Source organism: Brachybacterium subflavum (genome assembly GCF_009299795.1).
GTDB classification, from domain to species: Bacteria; Actinomycetota; Actinomycetes; order Actinomycetales; family Dermabacteraceae; genus Brachybacterium; species Brachybacterium subflavum.
This window is the reverse complement of the sequence record NZ_VIGP01000001.1, coordinates 824,358-837,808: the sequence shown is the minus strand read 5'-3', so window position 1 is coordinate 837,808 and position 13,451 is coordinate 824,358. Positions and strand designations below refer to the sequence as shown.

At 73.2% G+C, this 13,451-nt stretch carries 14 protein-coding genes; 2 read left to right on the top strand and 12 right to left on the bottom strand.

Annotated features, from left to right (window positions below):
• Window positions 1-30: 30 nt before the first annotated feature.
• From FHG10_RS03695 to FHG10_RS03670, 7 genes are all read right to left on the bottom strand, one after another.
• Entirely contained in the window at window positions 31-897 is an 867-nt protein-coding gene (locus FHG10_RS03695; protein WP_227488006.1) for an SseB family protein, read from the bottom strand.
• A 62-nt stretch (window positions 898-959) separates the two neighbouring features.
• On the bottom strand, window positions 960-1,694 hold the full coding sequence (priA, locus tag FHG10_RS03690) for a bifunctional 1-(5-phosphoribosyl)-5-((5-phosphoribosylamino)methylideneamino)imidazole-4-carboxamide isomerase/phosphoribosylanthranilate isomerase PriA (RefSeq protein WP_152351943.1): 735 nt from the start codon (window positions 1,692-1,694) through the stop codon (window positions 960-962).
• A 59-nt stretch (window positions 1,695-1,753) separates the two neighbouring features.
• Window positions 1,754-1,909: a hypothetical protein gene (locus FHG10_RS17895; protein ID WP_193636179.1), complete on the bottom strand. Its 156-nt coding sequence runs from the start codon at window positions 1,907-1,909 to the stop codon at window positions 1,754-1,756.
• A complete protein-coding gene (hisH, locus tag FHG10_RS03685; RefSeq protein WP_152351942.1) occupies window positions 1,906-2,649 on the bottom strand; it encodes an imidazole glycerol phosphate synthase subunit HisH in 744 nt (247 codons plus the stop codon). Before hisH ends, FHG10_RS17895 begins: the two co-directional genes overlap by 4 nt.
• Complete coding sequence (locus tag FHG10_RS03680; RefSeq protein ID WP_152351941.1) at window positions 2,646-3,260, bottom strand: hypothetical protein; 615 nt, start codon at window positions 3,258-3,260, stop codon at window positions 2,646-2,648. Before FHG10_RS03680 ends, hisH begins: the two co-directional genes overlap by 4 nt.
• Window positions 3,257-3,883 (bottom strand): imidazoleglycerol-phosphate dehydratase HisB, encoded by a 627-nt coding sequence (gene hisB / locus FHG10_RS03675; protein WP_152351940.1) that lies wholly within the window; start codon window positions 3,881-3,883, stop codon window positions 3,257-3,259. Before hisB ends, FHG10_RS03680 begins: the two co-directional genes overlap by 4 nt.
• Window positions 3,880-5,058: a histidinol-phosphate transaminase gene (locus tag FHG10_RS03670; RefSeq protein ID WP_152351939.1), complete on the bottom strand. Its 1,179-nt coding sequence runs from the start codon at window positions 5,056-5,058 to the stop codon at window positions 3,880-3,882. Before FHG10_RS03670 ends, hisB begins: the two co-directional genes overlap by 4 nt.
• Window positions 5,059-5,229: 171 nt before the next feature.
• On the opposite strand from FHG10_RS03670, the gene FHG10_RS03665 reads away from it, so the two are divergent.
• Window positions 5,230-5,712, top strand: a complete 483-nt coding sequence (locus FHG10_RS03665) for a DUF3054 domain-containing protein (RefSeq protein ID WP_152351938.1) — start codon at window positions 5,230-5,232, stop codon at window positions 5,710-5,712.
• A gap of 52 nt (window positions 5,713-5,764) precedes the next feature.
• Here the strand turns inward: FHG10_RS03665 and hisD are convergent, their stop codons facing one another.
• Window positions 5,765-7,096, bottom strand: coding sequence for a histidinol dehydrogenase (hisD, locus tag FHG10_RS03660; RefSeq protein ID WP_152351937.1), 1,332 nt, complete (start codon window positions 7,094-7,096; stop codon window positions 5,765-5,767).
• A gap of 188 nt (window positions 7,097-7,284) precedes the next feature.
• Between hisD and FHG10_RS03655 the strand changes: the two genes are divergently transcribed.
• On the top strand, window positions 7,285-9,513 hold the full coding sequence (locus FHG10_RS03655; protein ID WP_152351936.1) for an NADP-dependent isocitrate dehydrogenase: 2,229 nt from the start codon (window positions 7,285-7,287) through the stop codon (window positions 9,511-9,513).
• Between the two features lie 110 nt (window positions 9,514-9,623).
• Here the strand turns inward: FHG10_RS03655 and erm are convergent, their stop codons facing one another.
• The 4 genes from erm to FHG10_RS03635 form a co-directional block, all read right to left on the bottom strand.
• Window positions 9,624-10,409, bottom strand: coding sequence for a 23S ribosomal RNA methyltransferase Erm (gene erm / locus FHG10_RS03650; RefSeq protein WP_152351935.1), 786 nt, complete (start codon window positions 10,407-10,409; stop codon window positions 9,624-9,626).
• Window positions 10,410-10,721: 312 nt separating this feature from the next.
• Window positions 10,722-11,588: a sulfite exporter TauE/SafE family protein gene (locus FHG10_RS03645; RefSeq protein ID WP_152351934.1), complete on the bottom strand. Its 867-nt coding sequence runs from the start codon at window positions 11,586-11,588 to the stop codon at window positions 10,722-10,724.
• Between the two features lie 250 nt (window positions 11,589-11,838).
• Window positions 11,839-12,336 (bottom strand): thiol peroxidase, encoded by a 498-nt coding sequence (gene tpx, locus FHG10_RS03640; protein WP_152351933.1) that lies wholly within the window; start codon window positions 12,334-12,336, stop codon window positions 11,839-11,841.
• A gap of 60 nt (window positions 12,337-12,396) precedes the next feature.
• Entirely contained in the window at window positions 12,397-13,395 is a 999-nt protein-coding gene (locus FHG10_RS03635; protein ID WP_152351932.1) for a polyphosphate kinase 2 family protein, read from the bottom strand.
• Window positions 13,396-13,451: the final 56 nt, after the last annotated feature.

Sequence of the window (13,451 nt, the reverse complement as noted above, 5' to 3'; positions counted from 1 at the left end):
ACGATCGTCCGGGCGTCGGGCCGGGCGCGCTCACCGTCCCAGCGTGAGCTTGAGCGAGCTCACGCGGTCCGCGACGAGCATCGAGGCGCCGAGGTGCTCGCCGAGCGCCCCGACGACCCTCTGCACGTCGGCCCCGTCGAGCCCGGGACGCAGGCGCACCAGCAGATCCACCTCGGCTCGCTCCCCGGGGCGCGGCTCGAGCGCGAGCACCTCGAGCAGGGTGTCGGCGATGCGCGCGAGCTCGGCGGCGACCTCGGGGTCCTGGTGCGGGGGCACCCAGTCTCGTCCCTGCGCGAGCGCCCACAGCACGGAGCGCTGCAGGAGCACCGGCCCGCACGCGTCGGCCGCGGGGTCCGCACCTGCCGCAGCCGGGCCCCCCGCCTCGCCGTCCGGCCACTCGACCGCCTGCGCGGCGGGATTGAGCACGAGCTGGGTGATGCCCTCCTGCACGGCCGCCTGGGCGGCCTGCGCGGTGGGCGTGGGGACGGGCCGGGCGCGCTGCTGCCAGCGCTGCAGCTGGGCGACCGAGGTGAACACCGGGAGGACACGGGATCCGTCGGGCGCGGTGATGGAGACCATCGCCATGTCCGCCCCGTTGTCGCCGGTCAGGCCGTGGGCCGTCGTGCCCTCCTCGGTGGCGACGGCCATGATCGGCACGAGCACGCGGCTGCCGGCGAGCGCGGCGACCAGGTGCTGACGGGAGGGGTCGTGCCCGGCGATCAGCGCGTCGAGCGCCTCGGCGACGGGGCGCGGGGTGGTGCCGTCGTCCTCGGGGAAGGGGCTCGTGGTGTAGTCACGGCCCGCCCAGCTGGTGCCCGCGGTGTCGGTGAAGCGCGACTTCTCGCGGAAGTGCGCGGGCAGGGAGCGCCCGCCCACGGTGCTCTCCGGGTCGGGCACGCCTCCGCTCCCCGGGTCCGGCACCTCTCGGCTCGACGGCTCGGGCACCTCTCCCGCGGGCGTCATGGGCGTCCCGCCACCTCGAGGGCCTCGGGCAGGGTGAACGCGCCGGCGTAGAGGGCCTTGCCGACGATCGCGCCCTCGACGCCCTCGGGCACGAGGGTCCGCAGCGCTGCGAGGTCGTCGAGCGAGGAGATGCCGCCGGAGGCCACGACCTTCGCGTCGGTGCTCTCGCACACGCGGCGCAGCAGGTCCACGTTGGGACCGCTCATCATGCCGTCCTTCGTCACGTCGGTGATGACATAGCGGGCGCAGCCGGCGGCGTCGAGGCGCTCGATCGCCTCCCAGAGGTCGCCGCCCTCCTTGGTCCAGCCGCGCGCGGCGAGCGTCGAGCCGCGCACGTCGAGGCCCACGGCGATGCGGTCGCCGTGCTCGGCGATGACCTCGGCCGTCCACTCCGGGTTCTCGAGCGCGGCGGTGCCGAGGTTCACGCGGCGGCAGCCGGTCGCGAGCGCGGCCGTGAGGCTCGCGTCGTCGCGGATGCCGCCGGAGAGCTCGACCTGCAGGTCGACGGCCGCGACGACCTCGGCGAGCAGGTTCGCGTTGCTGCCGCGCCCGAAGGCGGCGTCGAGGTCCACGAGATGCAGCCAGCTCGCCCCGCCCTGCTCGAAGGTGCGGGCGGCCTCGAGCGGCGAGCCGTAGCTGGTCTCGGTGCCGGCCTCGCCCTGGACGAGGCGCACGGCCTGGCCGTCCTGGACGTCGACGGCGGGCAGGAGTTCGAGAACGGGGCTGGTCATGGGGTCCTCCGGGAGCGGACGGTGGGAGAGGCGAGAGGATGGGCCGGCGGGAACGCGCGTCAGGTCTGGATGCGCCAGATGCAGACGGCCACGCAGACGAGGCCGAGGACGAGGAGCAGGATCCGCAGCCACCAGGGCTTGCCGGAGCGGTGGAAGGACCACGCGCCGCCGAGCAGCATCCCTCCGGCGAAGAGCATGACGAAGGCGAGGATCATGAGGCGGCCCCCGCATCGGCGTCGGCACCGGCATCGGCGTCGTCCGTCGACCTCGTCGAGAGGCGCGGCAGTCCCGCGAGCCAGTTGCGCAGCAGCCGCGTCCCGGCCCCGCCCGACTTCTCCGGGTGGAACTGGGTGGCGGTCAGCGCGCCGTTCTCGACGGCAGCGACGAAGCGGTCGCCGCCATGATCGGACCAGGTGACCAGCGGGTCGGGCATCGGCGGCTGCGACTCGAGCTCCCAGGAGCGGGCGGCGTAGGAGTGGACGAAGTAGAAGCGCTCGTCCTCGATGCCCGCGAACAGTCGACTGCCCTGGGGGACCTCGACGGTGTTCCAGCCCATGTGCGGGACGACGTCGGCCTCGAGGCGGGTGATCTCGCCGGGCCACTGGTTCAGGCCCGCCGCACGCTCTCCGTGCTCGGTGCCGGCCGCGAACATGACCTGCAGGCCCACGCAGATGCCGAGCACAGGAAGCCCTCCGGCCAGACGCCGCTCGATGATGCGGTCACCGCCCACGGCGCGGATCTGCGCGGCGGTCGCCGCGAAGGCGCCGACGCCGGGGACGACGAGGCCGTCGGCTCCGAGCGCCCTGTCGCGATCGGCGGTGAGCTCGACGTCCGCCCCGGCGGCCTCGAGGGCGCGCACGGCGGAGCGGACGTTCCCGCTGCCGTGGTCCAGGACGACGACGCGCGGCGCCGCGGAAGCGCTCGGCGGGGTGGGGCTGTTCTCGCTCCCGCTCATCGGCCCCTACGCCCCTTCGCGATCCAGGCGAGCGCCTCGTCGCGGGTGAGGACGGCGGGGTCGTAGCCCTCGCCGAGCGTGGAGGCGTCGGCCGCGCCGAGCATGAGCTGCTCGACGACCTCGTCCATCGCTCCCATGACGATCGCGGGCGAGACGTCGTCCCCGCGCTCCCCCGCCTTGTAGCGGGTCGCGGTCATGCGGTCGCCCTTGCGCCAGAACAGGACGACGCCATTGCGCTGCAGGGCGGTCGAGGTGACGGCGGCGAGCTCGTGGGCGGCGTCCTCCTGGAGGGCGCCGACGGCGATCGCGCCCATGCCCGTGTCGTGGACGCGGGCGCCGGCGGGGATGTCGGCGCCGTCGGTGCGGGCCTCGCGGCCCAGGCGGATCGCGCCGGCGAGCGCCTTCGCGGAGGCGACGGAGGTGGCGACCACGGCGATCGCGGGCTCCTCGTCGTCCCCGCCGCCGATGATGTCCTCGACGGTGAAGGGGGCGGACTCCTCCGCGGCGTCCTCGGCCTCGTCGCCGAGGTCGAGACCCTGGGTGAGGCGGGCGAACTCGGCGTCGATGTCGTCGTCGCCGCCGGAGGGGCGGGGCGGTTCTGCGGTGCTCACAGTGCTCCCTTCGTGGAGGGTATGTCGGCGACACGCGGATCGGGGGCGCACGCGGCGCGCAGGGCCCGGGCGAGGGCCTTGAACTGGGCTTCGACGATGTGGTGCGGGTCCCGGCCGGCGAGCACGCGCATGTGCAGGCAGATGGCCGCGTGGAAGGACAGGGACTCCAGGACGTGCCGGGTGAGCGACCCCGTGAAGTGCCCGCCGATGAGGTGCAGGGCCTGCGCCTCGCTCTCGCCGGTGTGCACGCAGTAGGGGCGGCCGGAGACGTCGACCACCGCGTGGGCGAGCGCCTCGTCGAGCGGGATCGTGGCCTCGCCGAAGCGGGTGATGCCGCGCTTGTCGCCGAGGGCCTCGCGCAGGCACTGGCCGAGCACGATCGCGGTGTCCTCCACCGTGTGGTGGACGTCGATGTCGGTGTCGCCGCTCGCGCGCACGGTGAGGTCGAAGCGCGCGTGGGTGCCCAGCGCCGTGAGCATGTGGTCGTAGAACGGCACGGAGGTGGAGACGTCCACCTGGCCGGTGCCGTCGAGGTCGAGGGAGACCTCGACGCTGGACTCGCGGGTGGTGCGCGAGATGCTCGCGGTGCGGTGCGCGCGGGTCTCGTCGGGGATCTGGGTCATCGGGGGTCGGCCTCCTCGAGGGCGGTGCGGAAAGCGGCGTTGTCCTGGGGCGCGCCGACGGAGACCCGCATCCAGGGCTCGGGCCCGACCTCGCGGATGAGCACGCCGCGCTCGAGCAGAGCCTCCCACACGTCGTGGCGGCTCGCGGCCCGGTGCAGGAGCGGCTCGAAGTACACGAAGTTCGCATCGGACGGGGCCACGACGTGACCGCGCTCGACGAGGTGGCCGAAGAGGGCGTCGCGCTCGGAGCGCAGCCGCGCGACCTGCCCCAGCAGCTCCTCGCGGTGTGCGAGGGCGGTGCGGGCGACGGCCTGGGTGACGGCCGAGAGGTGGTACGGCAGGCGCACCACCCGCACGGCGTCGACGATCCGCGGATCCGCGACCAGATAGCCCAGACGACCGCCGGCGAGCGCGAAGGCCTTCGACATGGTGCGGGTGACCACGAGGTTCGGGAACTCGCCGAGCAGCTCGAGGGCGCTGGGCACGCCGTCGCGCCGGAACTCGCCGTAGGCCTCGTCGACGACGAGCATCCCCGAGCTGGGCTGCAGCGCCTCGGCGGCGGCGCGCACGACCTCCGGGTCGAGCGCCGTCCCCGTCGGGTTGTTCGGGCTGGTGAGGACGACGATGTGCGGACGGTGCGCGGAGATCGCCTCGCGCACGTCGTCTGCGTCGAGCGCGAAGTCCGGGGCGGGCCCGCGAGCGGCGACGACCCAGCGGGTGAAGCTGTCGCGCGCGTACTCCGGATACATCGAGTAGTGCGGGGTGAAGCCGAGGGCCGTGCGCCCGGGTCCGCCGAAGGCCAGCATCAGCTGGTGCATGACCTCGTTCGAGCCGTTCGCCGCCCACACCTCCTCGATCGCGGGCGCGGGGATCCCGGACTCCGCGGCGAGGTAGTCGGCGAGATCGGCGCGCAGCGCCGTGAACTCGCGGTCGGGATAGCGGTTCAGGCCGCCCGAGGCCTCCTGCACCGCGTGCCCCAGATCGGCGGCGAGCGCGGTGGAGGGGCCGAAGGGGTTCTCGTTGACGTTCAGCAGGTGCGGAACGTCGATCTGCGGGGCCCCGTACGGCTCGACGCCCGCGAGGTCCTCGCGGCGCGGCGGGATGCCCGGGCGCACGGCCGGATCTGCGGGATCGGCGCCGGGCGCGGCGGGGTCGGGTCGGCTCGAGCTGGGCATGCCCCCATCGTAGAGGTCCGGACCTGGTGGGATCCGCGCTGCCCGGTGCGCGGAACCGGCCGTCGTCGGGCGTGGTCCGGCGCTCCGCTGCCGGGCGCTCCCGGACCGCGCTCACGTGCGTCCCGCCACGCTCCCAGCGCCCGACCACCCGCGGGTCGGTACCCTGGCGCGGTGCTTCGCTTCCTCGGTGCCCTGATCGGCGACGTCCTCGCCGTGGTCCTCTTCGTCGCGATCGGCCTGCTCCAGCACGGCTACGACATCTCGACGCAGAATCTCGTGCTGGTGGGCTGGCCCTTCGCGGCCGCCCTCCTCGTCGGCCATCTGGCCGCCCAGACGTGGCGCGCGCCCTTCCGCATCTGGCCGCAGGGCGTGTTCGTGTGGGCGATCACGATCGTCGGCGCCATGGCCGTGCGCACCCTCATGCAGGCCGGCACCGAGGTGTCCTTCGTGATCGTCACCTCGATCGTCCTCGGCGTGCTCATGCTGGGCTGGCGCGCGGTCGCGACCTTCCTCACCCGCGGCGAGCGCAGGGTCGTCGAGGTCGTCGACGAGGCGGATCTCGACGCGGAGACCGGGTCCGCAGACACCGCCGGGCCCGAGGTCGAGAAGTCCCCCGAGGGCGGGACCGTCGCCGAGAGGGCCGACAACTCCTGAGGAAACGGGGCGAGCCCCGCCGGAAGCACTCCCCCGTCGGCGACCCCGACCCTCACTCGCCGGGCGCGAACCTCACATCCACCGCGGTGCCGTGGGCCGGCAGGCCCTCGGAGCGGGCGAGCGTGGTCGCCGCCTCCCGTGACGCGGCGAGCGCGGTCTCGTCGTACTCGACGACGTGGATGCCGCGCAGGAACGACTGCACGCCCAGTCCCCCGGCGAAGCGCGAGGTGCCGCCCGTGGGGAGCACGTGGTTGGAGCCGGCCGCGTAGTCGCCCAGGCTCACGGGGCTGAAGGGGCCGACGAACACCGCACCGGCATTGGTGACGCGCGCGGCGACGCCGGCCGCATCGGCCGTCTGGATCTCGAGGTGCTCCGCGCCGTAGGCGTCGACGACCGCGAGGCCCTGCTCGATGTCGTCCACGAGGATCGCGCCGCTTTGGCGTCCGCGCAGCGCCTCCGCGATCCGGTCGTGGTGCTCGGCCGCGGGGACCTGGACGTCCAGCTCCTCCTCGACGCGGCCGACGAGGGCCTCGTCGTCCGTGACCAGCACGGCGGCGGCCATCGGGTCGTGCTCGGCCTGGGAGATGAGGTCGGCGGCGACCAGGCGGGGCTCCGCGGCGGCGTCGGCGAGGATCGCGATCTCCGTCGGTCCGGCCTCCGCGTCGATCCCGACGATGCCGCGCACCAGGCGCTTCGCCGCCGCGACGTAGACGTTCCCGGGGCCGGTCACGAGGTCCACGCCCTCGAGCGCGCGGCCGTCGCCGAGGTCGTCGGCGCCGTGGGCGAGCAGGGCGATCGCCTGCGCGCCGCCCACGGCCAGCACCTCCTCGATCCCCAGCAGGGCGCAGGCCGCGAGGATCGTGGGATGCGGCAGTCCGCCGCACTCCTTCTGCGGCGGGGAGGCGAGCACGATCGTGCCGACGCCCGCGGTCTGCGCGGGCACGGCGTTCATCACCACGGAGCTGGGCAGCACGGCGCGGCCGCCGGGGACGTACAGGCCCACGCGGCGCACCGGCACCCAGCGCTGGGTGACGCGTCCGCCGGGGATCACCTCGACGCTGTCGGGCTCGCGCACCTGGGCGGCGTCGACGGCCCGCACCCGCTCGATCGCGGTCTCCAGGGCCGAGCGCACCGACGGGTCGAGCTCGGCGAGCGCACGAGCGATCTCCTCGGGCGGGACGCGCAGGTGCTCGGGCCGCACCCCGTCGAAGCGCTCGGAGGCCTCGAGGACTGCGGCCGCGCCGCGCGTCGCGACGTCCTCGACGACCGGTGCGACGGCCTCGGCCGCGGCGGCGACGTCGACCTCGGGACGGGGCAGGGAGGCGGCGAGCTCGGCGGGGCCGGGACGGGTCCCGCGCAGGTCGGTCACGGAGAGGAAGGACATGGGGGGAAGTCTAGGAGGCCGCCCGCGCACCGGTCCCCTCGGCCCGACGCCTGGGACGGGCCGGGCGAGGTCGCGCGGTCGCGTCGCGGACGGGGTCGCGCGGCCCGGTCTTCCTGAGGACGCCGCGCGCGCCCTCGGATAGTCTTGACGTCGAGACATCACCACGACCCGAGGGAGCCCCACCGACCATGTCGCGGATCATCTACACCCACACCGACGAAGCACCGATGCTCGCCACCGTGTCGTTCCTGCCGATCCTGGAGGCGTTCTCGCGCACTGCCGGGATCGACGTGGAGACCCGGGACATCTCGCTCGCGGGCCGCATCGTCGCGGCCTTCTCCGATCTCCTGCCCGAGGACCAGCGCGAGGCCGATGCGCTCGCGGAGCTCGGCGAGCTCGCGAAGACGCCCGAGGCGAACATCATCAAGCTGCCGAACATCTCGGCCTCGGTGCCGCAGCTCAAGGCCGCGATCGCCGAGCTGCAGGCCGCCGGGATCGACCTGCCCGACTACCCCGAGTCCCCCTCGACCGACGCGGAGAAGGACGTGCGCGCCCGCTACGACGCCGTCAAGGGCTCGGCCGTGAACCCCGTGCTGCGCGAGGGCAACTCCGACCGCCGCGCGCCCCAGGCCGTGAAGAACTTCGCGAAGAAGCACCCCCACCGCATGGGCGAGTGGTCCGCCGAGTCGAAGACCTCGGTCGCGACCATGGAGTCCGACGACTTCCGGGCCAACGAGCAGTCCGTGGTCCTGGAGAAGGACGACGAGCTCTCGATCGTGCACGTGGCCGCCGACGGCACGGAGACCGTGCTGAAGCCCTCGATCCCCGTGCTCGAGGGCGAGGTCGTGGACTCGACCGTCATGAGCGCCCGCGCCCTCGATGCATTCCTCGCGGCGCAGGTCCAGGCGGCGAAGGAGCAGGGCGTCCTGTTCTCCGTGCACCTCAAGGCCACGATGATGAAGGTCTCCGACCCGATCCTCTTCGGACACGCGGTCCGCGCCTTCTTCCCCGCGCTCTTCGAGCAGTACGGCGAGCAGCTCGCCGCGGCGGGCTTGTCCCCGAACAACGGCCTGGGCGGGATCCTCGCCGGGGCCGACGCCCTGGACCCCGAGGTCGCCGCGGGCGTGCGCGAGGAGATCACCAAGGGCCTCGCCGAGGGTCCGGCGATCGCCATGGTGAACTCGCACAAGGGCATCAGCAACCTGCACGTGCCCAGCGACGTCATCATCGACGCCTCGATGCCCGCGATGATCCGCACCTCCGGCCACATGTGGAACAAGGACGATGCGGAGCAGGACACCCTGGCCGTCATCCCCGACTCCTCCTACGCGGGCGTCTACGCCGCGACCATCGAGGACTGCAAGGCGAACGGCGCCTTCGACCCGACCACCATGGGCACCGTCCCGAACGTCGGCCTGATGGCGCAGAAGGCCGAGGAGTACGGCTCCCACGACAAGACCTTCGAGATCGCGGCCGACGGCAGCGTCGAGGTGCGCGACTCCTCCGGCGCGGCGCTGATGGCCCAGCAGGTCGAGGCCGGGGACGTCTTCCGCGCCTGCCAGGCCAAGGACGCCCCGATCCGCGACTGGGTGCAGCTCGCCGTGCGCCGCTCGCGCGAGTCCGGGATGCCCGCCGTGTTCTGGCTGGACGAGTCCCGCGCCCACGACCGCAACCTGATCGAGAAGGTCGACGCGTACCTCGCCGAGGAGGACACCGAGGGCCTGGACATCCGGATCCTCTCCCCCATCGAGGCGACGAAGCACACCCTGGAGCGCGTGCGCCGGGGCGAGGACACGATCTCCGTGACCGGCAACGTGCTGCGCGACTACCTCACCGACCTGTTCCCGATCATGGAGCTCGGGACGAGCGCCAAGATGCTCTCGGTGGTGCCGCTGATGAACGGCGGCGGGCTGTTCGAGACGGGCGCGGGCGGCTCGGCCCCCAAGCACGTCCAGCAGCTCGTCGAGGAGGACTACCTGCGCTGGGACTCCCTCGGGGAGTTCCTCGCGCTCGCCGAGTCCCTGCGCCACCTCGCGCGCACCGAGGACAACGAGCGCGCCCGCGTGATCGCCGACGCCCTCGATCGCGCCACGGAGACCCTGCTGAACAACGGCAAGTCCCCGCAGCGCAAGCTGGGCACCATCGACAACCGCGGCAGCCACTTCTACCTCGCCCTGTACTGGGCGCAGGAGCTGGCCGCGCAGACCGACGACGCGGAGCTCGCCTCCGCCTTCGCCCCCATCGCCCAGGAGTTCGCGGCCAAGGCGGAGACGATCGACGCGGAGCTGCTCGCGGTGCAGGGCGAGCCGGCCGACATCGGCGGCTACTACCGCCCCGATGAGGCGAAGGCCGCGAGCGTCATGCGGCCCTCGACCACGCTGAACGCGATCGTCGAGGAGATCAGCTCCGCGCTGTGACTCGATGAGTGAGGAACGCACCCCTCGGAGCGGCCTGCCCGTGGAAGGGCCCGGATGCTGCGGCATCCGGGCCCTTCCACGTCGTCGGACCGGATGCGCCGGACGGACGCTCAGTCGCGGGACGTGCGTCCGAGCCGTTTCCACAGGAGCGCCCACTGGCGAGGCGCGAGATCCCGGGGACGGTCCCGGCGCGCGACGCCGGCCGCCCGCAGCGCATCGTCGATCCGACGTCGGCCCGACGCTCCGCGTGGAGGCAGAGCCCTCGGCAGGATCCGCTCGAGGGTCCCTCCCCCGCCCGCGAAGACACGGCGCGCGAAGCGCTCGTAGTCGGCGCGCTCGCGGAGCGGGAAGAGGGGACGCTCGCGGCGCTCGAGCACCAGGATCCCCCCGTCGACCGAGGGCACGGGGCGGAAGGCGCGTGCGGGCACGCGGCCCTCGAGACCCGCGTGGATCCACGGCGCGGCCTGGACGGTCATCAGGGTGGATCCGCCCACTCCGGCGCGCTTGCGGGCCACTTCCCATTGCGTGAGCAGGACGGCGCGACGCCAGGTGCGCTCCCGCAGCAGGCGCCGCAGGACGGGTGTGGTCAGGTGGAAGGGGATGTTGCCGACGATCGTCGTCGCCTCGAGCGGATGGGCGAGCGCATCGCCGGAGATCACGCGGACACCGGGCAGGCCGCGGCGCAGCGCCCGGGCGCGGTGCTCGTCGATCTCGAGTGCCGTGAGCGGCACGCCCCGTGCGGCGAGCACACGGGTGAGGGCGCCGTCACCGGCGCCGAGCTCGAGCACGCTCGTGCCGTCCCTGGGGACGAGGGCGGCGATCTGCTCGAGAGTGGGCCGGTGGACGAGGAAGTTCTGTCCGAGCTCATGGCGTCCGCCATGGAGGGAGCGTGGCATGGGGGTCTCCGTGCTGTCGGGTCGGAGCACCCGGCATCTCACCCGTGCCGGCGGCAGGGGGAGGCGAGGGTCGCGCGTCCGGGTGCGAGGGCTCTCGACGGGACGGCGCGCATCATGCGGCGGCGCGCCGTCAGGCGCGGCGGTCGCGGAAGGTGAGTGCGCGGTCCGCGAGGACCGCACGGAGCAGAGTTCCCATGGATCGGACGGTATCGAGGGAACGGCCGGGGCGTCGAACGAATTCTCGGGACGCTCCGCCTGCACCGGGGGTCGTGGGAGCGGGGCGGCCCGCTCAGCCAAGGAGGGGCGGCCCGCTCAGCCCAGGATCTGCCGCACGAGGGCGAGGAGCGCGACCACGACGATGGTGCCGCGCAGCACCCATTCGGGAAGGCGCTTGGTGAGGTGGGATCCGAAGTAGCCGCCGAGCAGGGCGCCGAGCGCGATCGCGATCACGCCCTCCCACCGCACGTCGGCGCCGAAGGCGAAGTGGGCGACGAGGTAGACGAGCGCCGCCATCACGTTCACGAGCAGGCTGAACAGGTTCTTCACGGCGTTGACGCTCTTCATCGAGCGGCCCGTGAAGGCGCCGAGCAGGCCGAGGTAGAGGATGCCCTGCGCGGCCGTGAAGTACCCCCCGTACATCGAGGCGGCGCCCATGGAGACCATGAGGCCCGGCGAGCGGTAGGCGGCCGCGCTGCTGCCGGCGTCCGAGTCCCCGCCCCCGTGCCCGACGCGCGTCGCGGGGACGTCGCCGATGGCCCGTGCGTCCTTCGCCGCACCCACGGTCGTTCCGCTCCCCCGCCGCGGGATCCAGGTGGCCAGTCGCTTCTGGAAGACCACGAGCAGCAGGGCGACCACGATGAGGATGGGGACGACGACCCTGAGCGCTCCGGGCGGTGAAACCAGCAGCAGGCAGGACCCGATGGTCGCGGTCACGACCACGATGGCGACGAGCGGGCGCACGTCGCGCCATTCGGCGGAGATCTCGCGTCGATAGCCGAAGAACGAGCCGACGGTCGAGAACACCATGCCCATGGTGTTGGTGCGCACGGCGGTGCCGGGATCGAGCCCGAGGGCGAGGAGCACGGGGAGCGTGAGCAGGGATCCGCTGCCCACCGCGGAGTTGATCGCGCCCGCGAGGGCACCCATCACGAGCAGCACCACGAGCGACTGCGGATCCACGCGCCCTCTCCTCCTTCGCCGCCCCTCGTGCCCGAGGGACGCATGCGGCGGACCGCTCGGCGGATGCGGCCCGACCTGCAACCCTAGACCCGGACACAGGGCTGCTCGGGTCCGGCCTCACTCCTCGGAACGGGCCGCACCCGGAGGGCCCGCGAACCCCTCGAGCACACGCGAGGCCCCGGGCATTCCGCCCGAGGCCCCGCGCGCGACGTCGACCGTCCGACGCTGATCCGTGTCAGCCGAGTCCGTGTCAGCCGAGCGCCGCCACGGCGGCGTCGTAATCGGGCTCCTCGGAGATCTCCGGGACCAGCTGGCTGTGGATCACTGTGCCGTCGGCGTCGATGACCACCACCGCCCGCGCCAGCAGCCCCTGCAGAGGACCGTTCGTCTGGGTGACCCCGTAGTCCTCTCCGAAGGAGGAGCGGAAGGCGGAGCCGGTGACGACGTTCGTGAGGCCCTCGGCGCCGCAGAAGCGGGCCTGCGCGAAGGGCAGGTCCTCGGAGGCGCACACCACCACGGTGTTCTCGAGGCCGCTCGCGATCTCGTTGAAGCGGCGCACGCTCATCGCGCAGGTGCCGGTGTCCAGGGACGGGAAGATGTTCAGCACGACCCGGCGGCCGGAGAAGTCGCCGGAGGCGACCGTGCCGAGGTCCTGCCCGACGAGCTCGAACGCGGGGGCGGCGGAGTCGACGGCGGGGAGCTCGCCGACGGTGGTGACGGGGGTGCCCTTGAAGGCGGTGGTGGCCATGTCATGCATCCTTCTGCTCGATGTGCGCTGGTCCTTCCATTGTGCCCCGTCGGCCCCGACTCATCGCTGCGAGGCGAAGGTCTCCCGCAGGCGCGCGGTCTGCGCGGCGACGTCGAAGTCGGCGGCGGGCCACTGCGGGTCGATCTCGCTCAGAGCCTGCAGCAGCAGCTGCTGCACGGCGATCCGGGCGTACCACTTGCGGTCGGCCGGGACCACGACCCACGGCGCGTGCGGGGTCGAGGTGGCGCTGAGAGCCTTCGAGTAGGCGTCCATGTAGGCGCTCCAGTACCCGCGCTCGTCGATGTCCCCGGGGTTGAACTTCCAGTGCTTGTCCGGGCGCTCGAGGCGCTCCATCAGCCGCTCGCCCTGCTCGGCGTACGAGACGTGGAGCATGACCTTCACGATCGTGACCCCCGAGTCGGTGAGCTCCTTCTCGAAGGCGTTGATCGCGGCGCAGCGCCGCTCGATCTCCTCGGCGTCGGCCCATCCGTGGACCCGGTGGATGAGCACGTCCTCGTAGTGCGAGCGGTCGAAGACGCCGATCTGGCCGGCCGCGGGCACGTGCGGGCGGATCCTCCACAGGAAGTCGTGCTGGCTCTCCTCCTCGGTGGGCGCCTTGAACGCGGTGATCGAGACCCCCTGCGGATCCACGGCGCCGACGACGTGCCGCATGATCCCGCCCTTGCCGGAGGTGTCCATGCCCTGGACGACCAGCAGCACGCTGCGCCCGCCGGACGCCTCCCCGTGATGGGCCGCGAAGAGTCGCTCCTGCAGATCAGCAAGGGAGCCGTCGCAGGCCAGGAGGTGCTTCTCGCCCTTCTTCTTGCCTCCGTCGAAGCCCGGGGTCGCGTGCGGGTCGAACTCGTGGACGTCGCCCGCCCACCCCGGCGGGACCGGGAAGCCGCCCGGGACGTCGTCCGGCAGGGACCCGGGTGCGAGGACGCCGGGTGGGAGATCGCGCGAGGACTTCGACGCCGCCGACGTCGCCGACTTCGCGCTCCCGCCCTGCTTCGCGCTCTTCGTCGGACGGGTGCTCTGCTGCTTCTTCGCCTGTGCCATGCACGGAGCGTAGTCGGATCCGCGGGTCGCGGCGCGGACCGGGCCCGAGGGGTTCC